The organism is Sporosarcina koreensis (assembly GCF_001531445.1).
GTDB classification, from domain to species: domain Bacteria; phylum Bacillota; class Bacilli; order Bacillales_A; family Planococcaceae; genus Sporosarcina; species Sporosarcina koreensis_C.
In genome coordinates this window covers 27,107-39,684 of record NZ_LQYA01000064.1, presented here as the reverse complement: position 1 = coordinate 39,684, position 12,578 = coordinate 27,107, and the positions used below count along the sequence as shown (strand labels likewise).

Here is a 12,578-nt window from a genome sequence, read left to right as displayed (position 1 = left end):
AATCTAAGTGCTATTCTCCAAAAGAAAACCCCCGATTACCGGGGGCTTGGAATTGTTAATTCGATAGAGACGCCAAGCCTATCGAGAATGAATGCATAACATTCCGCAGCTTCCTTCAAATGGTTGAAACGGCCCGACTTTCCGAAATGGCCGGCACCCATGTTTGTTTTCATCACCAGTACATTGTCATCGGTTTTTAACGCTCTTAGACGCGCAACCCATTTGGCCGGCTCCCAGTACCCGACACGCGGATCGTTTAGGCCGGTTGTAATAAACAGATGCGGGTAGTCTTTTGCTTCCACATTGTCATATGGACTATAGGACTTCATATAAAAGTAATCCTCCCGATCTTGAGGATTGCCCCATTCATCCCACTCCAACGTTGTAAGCGGGATTGTTGTATCGAGCATCGTCGTCACGACGTCGACGAATGGCACTGCAGGAACGACGACCTCGAACAGCTCACCCGCCATGTTTGCGACGGCTCCTACGAGCAACCCTCCAGCACTTCCTCCGCGGGCCGCCATTTTACTCGAAGATGTGTACCCCTCGTCAATCAGATGCTTCGCTGCAGCAATGAAATCAGTAAATGTGTTTCGCTTATGTTGCATCTTTCCATCCTCGTACCAGCTCCGACCCATTTCGGAACCGCCACGAACTTGTGCCGTGACGAATACGACTCCTTTGTCCAAGAGCGGAAGGCGATACGGATCAAAATGCGGGTCGCTATTGGCTCCGTACGATCCGTATCCATACAGAATCAACGGAGCTGGTCCATTATCGAGCGCACCTTCAAGGTAAACGGCGGTCATCGGAACATTGACGCCATCTTCGGAGGTCGCCCACAATTGCTCTTGCCGATAGTCGGTACGATCATATTCTCCGCTGACGGGGGCGACTTGCAATCGATGCTTCTCTCCAGTGAGCAAATCCAGTCCGTATGTTGTTTTTGGCGTGAGCAGGGATTCATATTGAAGTAATACCTCTGCCGCCTCATAGTCTTGATCGGATAGCACGGACACAGTGTATAGAGGCTCGTCCCATTCGATCGGCTCAAGCTTGTCGTCCTGCATCACCCAAATCTGCGTCAAACCGTTCTTCCTGCCGGCAAGCAGCAGCTTGTCGCGGAACGGGTACATAGCTTGAAGATAATGCTCCTCGTCATACTCAATAACATTCTTCCGTGACTTCAAGTTGTCGAGAGGGGAGCGGAATAGTTGGAAGTTCAGTGCGTCTTCGTTCGTCAAGATGAGCAAGTCGTTCTCCCAATGTTCGACATCATATAGAATCCCGTCACGCCGGCCATCTACTAGCTGCAATGGGGATAGCGCGGAATCCGCATCCAGCAGCTGGACTTCACTCGTCGTTTTCGACATGGAATGCACAAAAATGAACTTTCCGCTTTGCGATTTCGACACATACAGTGTGAATGTTTCGTCTTTTTCTTCGAAGACTAGCTTATCACTTTCCACATCACTTCCTATACGATGCCTCCATAGCTGGCAAGGACGTTGATTTTCATCAACGGTAATGTAAAAAATAAAGTCACCGCACCGGCTCCATTCCATACTTCCATACAAAAAGACATTCGGAATCCGATCCGGCAGAAGTTTTCCTGTACTTATATCCTTAATATGAATTGTGTACCGGTCCGTGCCGTCCCGATTCTCCAAATAAGCGAGGTGGGTATGATCAGTATTTATGCGCTGCACTGTTACACTTAAATAGTCATCTTCCTCAGCTAATTCATTCAGATTGAGTATCACTTCCTCTGGCGCTTCCGACAGAAGCTCGCGGCTCTCCGCCTGCTTGCGTGCAAAGATTGGATATTGCTTGCTCTTGTCCAAACGGGAATAATAAAAAAATGTTCCATGCTGCACAGGGATTTTCACTTCCGAATCTGGCACACGGTCCACCATGCTTTGATAAATCTGTTCGGTCTGCTTCTCTAGCGGCCGCATAATTTCATCGTAATATCGATTTTCTTCCTCTAAATACTGGATGACCTGCGGGTTGTTGGGATCCTTCAACCAGTAATAGTCGTCTTCTCGCACATCGCCATGCAGTTCATGGGGGTGTGGAATGCGTTTTGCTATAGGTGGCTTCATATAAAGTCGCTCCTTTCGTTATATGTATAAGGTTCGCGGAAAGGGCAGGGAATTCCTCTTTTTAGATCGACAATGTGTTCAGAATGAAATCAGGAGAGTCGAGACTCGTAACACCTATAGGGTTATCTGCATACTTTAGGGCAAAGGGATTCTTTGCAGACAACCGCCCCCGTCAACATGGGAGTTGCGGGGGGGCGGTCAAATATAGAAGCCTACACATGCTCTCGCTCTTACAGAATGTCCAATTGGACGATTAACGCCAAGAGGATCTGTAGCAATAGCTGCAAGGAAATCGCTATGTCGATATCTTCCGTTTTAACTTCGACATCACGGGAGTTAACGATAAATAATTTTTGACGGTTGGTCTGCCGAATCTGTGAACGCTCCAGTAATTCAGCTGTCACCCGTTCAGCTCGTGCACCGTCAGCGATCGAGATATTGACAACGACAGCAATGGCCACTTGGAGTGCAGCTTGCAAGGACGCGGCGATTTGTGTATCAGTCGTGTGGACCGTGACGTTGCAAGAATCGCGGATGACAATCAGTTCGTGGGAAAGCTGATCGATATCAGAAGTCACCTTTGCCTCTACAGCCGCTTCCTCTTCTTCTTTCCGACAATGACAAGGACAAGGAGACATTGGATGCTTGGCATTACGATTCATGGCAGACCATTTTTCTTGTTGACGTGAATAATATTTATAGCCCATTTTTCTTCCCTCCTCTCTCTATCTATTACATGTGTTGGAAAGCTCTTGAGTTGGACAAATCATCTATTTATGTTGTTTTTTTTATTTTGCTTCATTTGTTTCCTTTGAATGATTGCTTCACGTAATGGATTTGTCGCCTGTCCTTCTGTTTTTTCTGCTGAATCAGCGACTTTCAGGACAGTTGTCGATTCCAAAAAGCCCTCTACTTGAGTTTTTAGGTGTTCTACAGTCTGCTTTAAGCTCTCACGCTGATCATCTGTTATGCGTTCTTTTACTTTTTCGATGTCAACTTTGTTTTTGGAGAATAAATCGGATACAAACAAATCCATCAACTGGCCAGACAGCTCATTCAATTCTTCTCGGCTCTTCCTGTCTTCCACTCAAATCACCTCCTTTTGCACTTACAAATATATATACTCGCGCAAACGAGCTTTGGCCGGGCAGATATACATTCAGACTGAAATTATGCAAACTATGTACATCATTAGTATCTAAAAGGAAGAACATGTCCCTGAATGGACATTGTTCTTCCTTTTTTTTACTGATAGTATGAATGGCTTGATATCAATTCTTTTATTTAAAGTGCACAATAGATTGTTCTTAAATGATATTATTCAAAGTGTACAAGAGGTTGTCCAACTAGTCTGTAGCTGTGAAGAATGTTATGCATTATACATAGCCACCTTTTGTGCGTTTTGTTTAATAGACATAAAGACCTTCTTCATGGGGAGATGTATAATAAGCATTGTTAGATGGATAATAAGTATTGTTAACAACGAAAGAATTTTTGGAGAGTCGCAAATGATGCTCTATGGATGCTTTATGGTTGTTCTACAATAGTAAAATGGGTGGGCAAAATACATGAAGGTTTACCTACAATACTGAAAGGGGTATAACGATGACTTCGATAAATGAAAATATCGACGCACAAGCGGTTCAAAACTCATCATTAGATACATCACTGCATCCAAAATCCGACAGTGATCGGTCTGTCAAACCAAAAGACTATATATTTATGTGGATTGGTGATGGGGTTAACTTAGGGAATATGACACTGGGGGCAAGCGTAATTGTGGCGGGTGTGGCAACATTGAACATCTTCCAGACAATCCTGGCTGCTCTGATCTCAATTGGGATCATTTCAACTGTTTTCGCCTTAAATGACCGACTCGGCTATAGAAAAGGTATTCCGTACGTTGTACAACTTAGAATGTCGTTTGGAATAAAAGGAACTGTCATTTCGTCATTATTACGCGGTATACCCGCCATCGTCTGGTACGGTATACAAAGCTGGATTGGCGGAACTGCGCTGAATGAAATTGCGAAAATCGTTACAAATGGATCTTTTGACAGTATTGTTATCTGTTTCATAGCTCTTCAACTGTTCCAGATTGTTCTTTCGCTATTTGGCTTCCATGCGGTTAAATGGGTAGAGACGGTTGCGTCTGTTGTATTCATGGCTGCACTTGTGTATGTTTTCGGCCTCCTTATGACTTCGCATACAGCTGAGATTTCTCAAAACTGGGTACAGGCTAAAGGTTCATGGGGCTTGCCGTTCTTCGGGCTCATCATGGTGTTCTTAGGTAACTATGCAGGTATCTTCGTAAGTGCTGCAGACTATTCCAGAGAACTTAAAACTGGTTTGAGCGATAAGAAGCGCGGAGCACTATACTTTATTCCGATTACTTTTTCATATGGCTTTGTAATTGTTATCGGTGCAATGCTTGCAGCTGCAACGGGTGTAACGAATCCAGCTCAAGCACTCCCGATCATCCTTGATAATGATTATGTTTCCGTATTTGTATCTGTATTCATCGTAATTGCGGTAATTGCGACAAATATGGTGGCAAACATCATTCCGCCAGTGTATGTTATTACAATGCTGACAAAACTAAAATACAAGCCATCGGCAATCATCACAGGATTGCTTGCGCTAGGTGCATTCCCATGGTTGCTTATCCAGGAGTCATCAGCGACAGGTTTGAATATGTTCATTCTTATCTACTCTGCGTTTTTAGGACCGGTTATTTCCATACTAATCGTCGAATACTATATTTTAAGAAAACAGAGAGTAAATGTTACTGATTTGTACAATGAAGAGGGTCCTTTTGCCGGATATAATCCAGCAGGTTTGCTTGCGATGTTTATCGGTGCAGCCGCTGCGTTTATAGAGGTTGAGCTAGCTTGGATCATCGGGGTAGTAGTAGCAGGCACAGCATACTATCTTCTATCGAAGTTTGCCTTTAAAGGTTCAAGTTTCAAAAAGGGAACTATTTTCGAGGAATAACAACTTTTCGAACTACCTCTTGAAGAATATCTCTTCATGAGGTGGTTTCGTTTGTTTAAAATGCACAATCAGTTATTTAAAGTGCATATAATAATATCCTTCCTTATACACTATACATAATATAAGTTGCTTCTTTTGGTTAAGTGACCTAAAGAAGTACAGCTTTTTATTCTGTATAATGATGTTGTCCATTACTACTATTATAGTAATAAAACATATTGGGTTTACGGCCTCTTGATTAATCGTGTACGCAAAACAAGAAAAAAACTTTTTTGGCGTATGAAGCAATAGGTCTCAATAGTTTGTGGCTACAGTTAAGGAGGAATTCTTTTGAGTCTTTTTGATAGAGAGAAAGCGATGTCTGCTGGATATAGTTTCGATGTTCTGCCGACAAAAGAACAGGAACGAAAGTGGGGAGTAGGGAACTTCTTCTCTGTTTGGATGGGTTCCGTTCATAACATTCCGAACTACATTGCCATTGGCGGTCTTTTTGCGTTAGGTATGTCAGTAGGACAAGTCTTTGGGGCAATCATCGTTGCTTCAGTTATCATTGCAGGGATGCTCGTTCTTAATGGGCATGCGGGATCGAAATACGGATTGCCGTTTGCGATGCTCCTTCGTTTATCATACGGACCGAAAGGAGCAATGATTCCCGGTGTTTTAAGGGGAGTCATTTCGGCGATTATGTGGTTCGGGTTCCAAACGTATGCAGGAAGCCAAGCACTATCCATCCTAATCGGTAAGCTTTGGCCGACATATTTGACGTTAGGCGGGGATTGGAACCTTTTAGGGTTATCATTGCCGGCATTGATTTCGTTTTTAATCTTTTGGTTGTTTAACGTTGCCTTGATTTATGGAGGAATGGGCTTCTTAGGGAAATTTACAAACATCCTCTCACCACTTGTTTACATCGTATTCGGAGGAATGGCAATTTGGGCCATTAACTTGGCGGGTGGAATCGGACCGATTTTAGCGTATACCGGCTCTGGAGTTACTGGAAATAATATCGTTATCTTCATTGCCGCTGTAACAGCTGTAATTGCAGCATGGGCAGCGCCGATTGTTAACGTCTCAGATTTCACGAAGCTAGCGAAATCGACGAAGGCACAAGCGATTGGACAAACTGCCGGACTTGTTGTGGCATATTTGTTGTTTGCGATTGCAAGCATCGCGATTATTGTTGGGTCTGAAATTGCTTTCGGGACGCCAATTTGGAATGTTCTTGATGTTGTAGCCCGATTTGATGGAACATTTGCGATTGCAATTTCCGTTCTTACACTTTGTTTAACGACATTGTCCGTTAACGTTACAGGAAATATTGTACCTGCAGGTTACCAATTAGCATCCTTATTCCCTAAAAAATTCACTTTCAAATCCGGTGCGATCATTGCAGCAATCATTGGTATTCTCGTAATGCCATGGAAGTTGATGGAAAACCCAACGAGTATTTTCGCTTTCTTGAATATTGTTGGCGGGATATTGGCTCCGGTTACCGGAATCATGTTAGCCCAATATTTCATCATCTCTAAAACCAATATCGATTTGAATGCATTATATGATGCAAAAAAGGGAAAGTACCATTATACAAAAGGTTTCAATGTGAATGCGATTGTTACGACAATCATTGCAGGCGTCGTTTGTTTAATTGGAAATTTCGTTCCATTCCTGAAGCCGCTTTACGATATGTCCTGGTTTGTCGGAATCATTACGGCTTTCATCCTTTATACAGTGCTTGAATGGCCGCATAGTAAAGGAACTTTATTTCAAAAAACACCGACATTGAACGAAGAGAATAGTTAAAGAATAAGTGGAAAAACTAATAGTTGGCTAAAAAGTGCGTGTAAAAAATTTTGATAGCTGAAAGGGGAATTCAAATGGCATTTGATTTAGTTATTAAAGGTGGAAATGTAGTTTTACGTGACGGGGTTTATAAAGTTGACTTGGGAATCAAAGACGAGAAAATTTCTTGCATCGCTGAAAATATTACCGACGATGCAAAAGAGGTCATTGATGCAACCGGTCAATATGTTATGCCAGGAATGATTGATACGCATGTTCATATTAGCGAACCAGGACGTGCAGAGTGGGAAGGTTTCGAAACAGGATCGAAATCATTGGCTGCTGGAGGAACGACAAGCTATGTAGAAATGCCGTTGAATGCCCTGCCAGCAACAACGAATAAAGCTGCATTGGATTTGAAATTGGAAGCGGCTGTTGACCAAAACTACGTCGATTACGCATTTTATGGCGGTCTCATCCCTGGGAATGTGGATAAGCTAAAGGAAATGTCTGACGCTGGCGTTCTCGCTTTCAAATGTTTCCTATCCGATATTACAAGTGATATTCCTGATGATTTTGTAAACGTAGACGATTTCACATTGTACAAAGGTATGCAAAAGCTGGCTGAATTGGATCAGATCCTATGTATCCACGCAGAAAACGCAGCTGTTCCATCTGGCCTTGCGAAGGAATTTGCGAGGGAAGGCAAAAACTCCGGAGTCGAATATGCGGAATCCCGCCCAATTTTCACAGAGGTGGAAGCTGTTCAACGTGCAATCCTTTTCGCTAAAGAAACAGGCTGTAAATTGCATCTCGTTCATATCAGCACTTCAGAGGCAATTCAGACGATCTTGAAAGCACGTGAAGAAGGCGTGGATGTAACGGTTGAATCATGCCCGCACTATTTTGCCTTCACTGCCGAGCAAGTTGACGAAATTGGCCCACGAGCAAAATGTCAGCCGCCGATCAGAAAAGCAGAAGACCAAGCGAAACTTTGGGATGAGCTTCTGGCTGGGAACATCGACTGGCTAACGTCTGACCATTCACCATGTACGGAAGATTTGAAGCAAGGGAATCTTTGGGAAGCATGGGGCGGAATTAGCGGCGCGCAAAACAACGTCGACCTTATGTTTGATTTGGCGGTTAAACAACGTGGACTTCCGGTTCATGAGTTCGTTAAATTGATTGCAACAAATCCTTCTGAACGGTTCAACATTCCACATAAAGGTGAAATCGCTGTATCGAAAGATGCGGATATCATCTTGGTGGACCCTAACCAATCATATACAGTAAAAAGGGAAGACCTTTACTACAAAAACAAACATAGTGCATACGAAGGCAGAAATATTGACTGCCGCGTAACAAAAACAATTGTCCGCGGAAATGTTGTGTTCGATTTGAAAGATGGAATCGTTGGAGAACCAATTGGAAAATTGATTTCCGCTAACTGAAACGTCGAATAAAACATACAATCCCTTTGTCATTGTCAGAGCCGACAATGGCAAAGGGAAAATTGTGATGGGGGAATATAAGATGACTACATACGATTTACTCATTAAAAACGGAACAATTGTCACAGCAGATTCCATTGTTCAAGGTGATATTGCGATTAAGGACGGAAAAATTAAAGAAGTTGGTCAAGCCCTGCAAGGTACGGCTGATCGGGAAATCGATGCAAATGGACTTCATATTCTGCCCGGATTGATTGATACGCATGTCCACTTCAATGAGCCAGGAAGAACAGAATGGGAAGGGATTGCTACAGGTAGCCGAAGCTTAGCTGCTGGCGGAGCCACTTCTTTCTTCGATATGCCGTTGAACAGTACGCCTCCGACGATCAATAAAGAAAATCTTGATTTGAAAAAGGCATGTGCTGACGAAAAATCGGTTGTCAATTCTTATTTCTGGGGCGGTCTCGTACCGGAAAATATTGCGGATCTAAAAGAACTTCATGAGAATGGTGTTATCGGTTTCAAAGCATTCATGTCTCCAAGTGGTATCGCTGATTTCAATCATGTGGATGATGAAACAATCTTCAAAGGAATGAAAGAAATCGCTTCTCTTGGATCTCTACTTGCAGTTCACGCTGAAAGCACAGTTATTTGTGATCAGCTCGCTGCAGAAAAACAGAAACAAGGGAAAACAACTGCAAGAGATTTTGTTGAATCTAGACCAATCATTTCTGAAATTGAAGCTGTCAGAAGAATTATCTCTTATGCAGAAGCGACTGGCTGTAAAGTACACGTCGTCCATGCGAGCAGCAAGAAAGTTGTAGACGTCATTCAGGCAGCGAAAGAAAGAGGCGTCGATATTACAGTTGAAACGTGCGGGCATTATTTAGCGTTAACTGTAAAAGATCTTGAAGAAAAAGGCGGTTTGGCGAAGTGTTGCCCACCATTGCGTGACGAAGATGAAGTCGAAGATCTATGGGCTGCGGTCGCTAATGGTGAAATTAACGTTATCGCATCTGACCATTCACCAGCGCCAGCATCAATGAAAACAATTACAGATAACTATTTTGAAGGTTGGGGCGGAATCTCAGGCGCACAATCAACACTCAACATCATGTTGACGGAAGGATATTTCAAACGAAATCTCCCTTTAGAGAAAATTGTTGCACTTACAGCGACAAACCCAGCGAAATTATTCGGACTTGAAAACAAGGGAACTATTGCAGAAGGCTATGATGCTGATATCGCGATCGTCAACTTGGATGAAAGCTTCGAACTGAAGAATGAAGATCTTTTCTACCGTCATCAACATTCGCCATATGTGGGTATGACGTTTAAAGGAAAAGTCAAAACGACGATCGTTAATGGCGAAGTTGTCTTTGAGAACGATAAGATTGTCTTGGAGAAAACAATCGTTGTTCAATAAAAACACAAAAACTAAAGCCATTCTAGCCGCCGCTGAAAAAGTCCATTTGAAAAGAGCTTAAGCTAGAACTGTTGATTTCCGTTCCGAGCGGACGCTTTCCGTGGGGTGGGCGGTGAGTCTCCTCGTCGCTTCGCTCCTGTGGGGTCTCACCTGTCCCGCTCATCCCACAGGAAAAGCCGTCACGAAGAACGGCTTTTGCGAACAAAAGCGAAGCGTTGAGAGCACCTCTTTCGCCGCTCTCCACTCCAATCAACGGAACTCAAGTAAAATAGAAAACATAAAAACAGGCGATTCATTTCCTTTTAACGAGGAATGAATCGCTGTTTTTATTCTACTGATGGTGTTCCCTATTATTTATAATCAAGAACCCCATAGGCAATTTACAGAAACAGTCACTAACTGCTAAAAAATGCCGAAATTAAAGGGTTGCGACACGAGATGCTAAGAAGTGCATAAACAAAGACCTCAGTAGTGGAATCTCCTTAAAAGGAGGCCAAGTTTATTTATTTCATTGTTATAATCTCCAAGTTATTGAAGTAATGAAAGTAACTATTCCAGATAAAACCAGAATGTAAAACAGTAAAAAGATATTTCCTCCCAGAAACAAAAAAGTTTATGAAAACAGCCTTTAAAATAGTTTTGGTGAAAGGGTCTATGTTGGTCTCTCTTAACGGTGGGGGAAAGATCTTTAACTAATGAATCTGATAAAGGAGAAATCAATGACCGCACCTAGTTTACTCACCAAATGTTCTTGAGGAATCAACTGCTCTATGGAAGCATTTCCAACTGTTTCGAATTGATATCCATCATCTCATTCATTTAATAGGTAACACCGTTGATTGAAGCGGAGAGCGGCGACTCCAGCGGGAACAGCAACGAGCTGAAAGCCCCGCAGGAAAAGCCGTAACAACGAACGGCTTTTGCGACCAAAAGCGACAGCGTTGGGAGCACATCCGAGGAGATTGAAGCCGTGCCCGCGGAAAGCGTCCGCTCGCAGCGGAAATCAACATATCTAGCCTTATTTCCATTTTAAAAGAAAAAACTGTAGGCAAATACCAAAATTCATGGTGCTTGTCTACAGTATCACCAGAGCCTTTTCATTGGGCTTTGGTTTTTAATCTTTTTCTTTCAAGATGGTTCCAATCATCAATGCGACACGTATGCGCAATGAATGGGCCGGGTCGCGGAATGAGCAATTGAGCAATTCCTCTGCTTTCTCAATGCGGTATTTCACTGTATTGCGGTGAATGTATAAACGGCGTGAAGTCTCGGAGATTTCACATTGGGAATCCAGGAAAACTTGAATCGTTTTGATCAATTCCTGATCTTCCTTTGTTTTCGTGTAAGCAAGGGATTTTAACGTATTTTCATATAAAGCCTTTAAATCTTTTCTCGGAATTGTGTTCAATAAATCTTCAAGCTCTTTCATTTTGTAAAAATTGATGAAGCCGGTCTTATTCATATCATATCCGCTCATGATCGCTTCACAAGCTTCATTATAGGCTGTTGTAATATCTTTAATGGAATGTACAGTATTGCTGACGCCGAAAGAAATCGAAAAATCTCCTTGGAGGCTCTCTTGACATCTATTGACGAATTCGGTTACTTCGTTCGGATCTGCTTCATTGCCAGCAGCAAATTGCAAAATCATGACAAAGTATTTTTCCTTCGTAAATAAGACTCCATCCAAATTGCTATGAACGATTTCATCTTCAAGTTGGTCGTAAATGCTATTGTATAATTCCCCGGCCTTTTTTTCGTATAGCTGCAAATCTTCGTAGTTCTGTCCTTTTTGATCGACAGTGCAAATGATGCAAATGTTGGTCAAGTTTTCGTTCAAACCATAATAATTGGCGCGGCTTAAAATCTCTTCATCAGAATGGATTCTATCTTCAATTAGATCATCAAAAAAGTTATTCTTTAATAACCTGGAATTTTCCTCGATCGCCTGCTCCTTGATAATTGTAAAGGTAATGACGTTGCCGGCCTGTTCAATCGCCATTTGGGAGGAAGGGTAAGGCAACGTCATGGAATCAATAATGACGAGCATGCTCGGATGCTGCCGCTTTGTTTGAACGGGAAAAGTCGAAATGGATTGATGTTCCCTTGAGGAAATCGTGAATGTGCTTCCTTCCCGGGCTGCTGTTAAATCATCCTTCACTTTTTCGATGATTTCCTGTTCGACTAATTTCATTGAATCCATCCTGAAGTCGTGGCTATGTGCAATTTTTTCTCCCCTATGATTCAAGAGGAGGGTAGGACGTGATAAAAAATGTCCCAATTGTTCGATGAGCGCTGTTAGACTATAGCCTTTGATCATCATATCGGAAAACTCTTTCTGGACATGTAAAGCATAATAAAGCTGTTCCGCTTCATGATCGTTTAAATAATTCAGGACGTGGCGGGAGACTTCCCCTAGTGTGTGTTTTGTCGGCAAATCAATAATCGGGAATGCAAGATTGTCAGCCAATAATTTCACTTCACGCGGCAACTCGTTAAAGAACCGGTTGATTTTAATGACAAGACCTGAACAATTCAATTCATGCATCTGTTTGATGAGCTCACAGAATTTATCAGTATCGTCTTTGAATGCATAACCGGTCGTTAGAAGGAGGTGATTTTCAGCCAAAAAATTGATGACGTCAGGGGTGTCGGATATATTTACAAATTGTACATTTCTCGTCAGTCCGCGATGTCCTGCGAGTACAATGCCTTCCTTCATGCCTTCCAATATGAATAAATCATTTACTGTTTTCATAAGAATAACCTCATTTTAATTTCTCTTAAGAAATTTTATCTCTTCCTATATTAAGTACCTAT

At 42.5% G+C, this 12,578-nt stretch carries 8 protein-coding genes; 4 read left to right on the top strand and 4 right to left on the bottom strand.

Annotated features, from left to right (window positions below; genetic code table 11):
• Window positions 1-35: 35 nt before the first annotated feature.
• The 3 genes from AWV70_RS10215 to AWV70_RS10205 form a co-directional block, all read right to left on the bottom strand.
• Window positions 36-2,108, bottom strand: coding sequence for a S9 family peptidase (locus AWV70_RS10215; RefSeq protein ID WP_060206718.1), 2,073 nt, complete (start codon window positions 2,106-2,108; stop codon window positions 36-38).
• A 230-nt stretch (window positions 2,109-2,338) separates the two neighbouring features.
• On the bottom strand, window positions 2,339-2,815 hold the full coding sequence (locus tag AWV70_RS10210) for a spore coat protein (RefSeq protein WP_201024350.1): 477 nt from the start codon (window positions 2,813-2,815) through the stop codon (window positions 2,339-2,341).
• A 59-nt stretch (window positions 2,816-2,874) separates the two neighbouring features.
• Window positions 2,875-3,195 carry a hypothetical protein gene (locus AWV70_RS10205; protein ID WP_060206716.1) on the bottom strand — a complete coding sequence of 107 codons (321 nt, stop codon included), beginning with the start codon at window positions 3,193-3,195 and terminating at the stop codon, window positions 2,875-2,877.
• 518 nt (window positions 3,196-3,713) lie between these two features.
• Between AWV70_RS10205 and AWV70_RS10200 the strand changes: the two genes are divergently transcribed.
• The 4 genes from AWV70_RS10200 (at window position 3,714) to AWV70_RS10185 (ending at window position 9,758) form a co-directional block, all read left to right on the top strand.
• Window positions 3,714-5,102, top strand: coding sequence for an NCS1 family transporter (locus AWV70_RS10200; protein WP_060206714.1), 1,389 nt, complete (start codon window positions 3,714-3,716; stop codon window positions 5,100-5,102).
• Between the two features lie 330 nt (window positions 5,103-5,432).
• On the top strand, window positions 5,433-6,902 hold the full coding sequence (allW, locus tag AWV70_RS10195) for an allantoin permease (RefSeq protein ID WP_235588616.1): 1,470 nt from the start codon (window positions 5,433-5,435) through the stop codon (window positions 6,900-6,902).
• Between the two features lie 74 nt (window positions 6,903-6,976).
• Window positions 6,977-8,332 carry an allantoinase AllB gene (gene allB, locus AWV70_RS10190; protein ID WP_060206712.1) on the top strand — a complete coding sequence of 452 codons (1,356 nt, stop codon included), beginning with the start codon at window positions 6,977-6,979 and terminating at the stop codon, window positions 8,330-8,332.
• Between the two features lie 82 nt (window positions 8,333-8,414).
• Window positions 8,415-9,758: an allantoinase gene (locus AWV70_RS10185; RefSeq protein WP_060206710.1), complete on the top strand. Its 1,344-nt coding sequence runs from the start codon at window positions 8,415-8,417 to the stop codon at window positions 9,756-9,758.
• 1,114 nt (window positions 9,759-10,872) lie between these two features.
• Here the strand turns inward: AWV70_RS10185 and AWV70_RS10180 are convergent.
• On the bottom strand, window positions 10,873-12,516 hold the full coding sequence (locus AWV70_RS10180) for a PucR family transcriptional regulator (RefSeq protein ID WP_060206708.1): 1,644 nt from the start codon (window positions 12,514-12,516) through the stop codon (window positions 10,873-10,875).
• Window positions 12,517-12,578 lie beyond the last annotated feature (62 nt).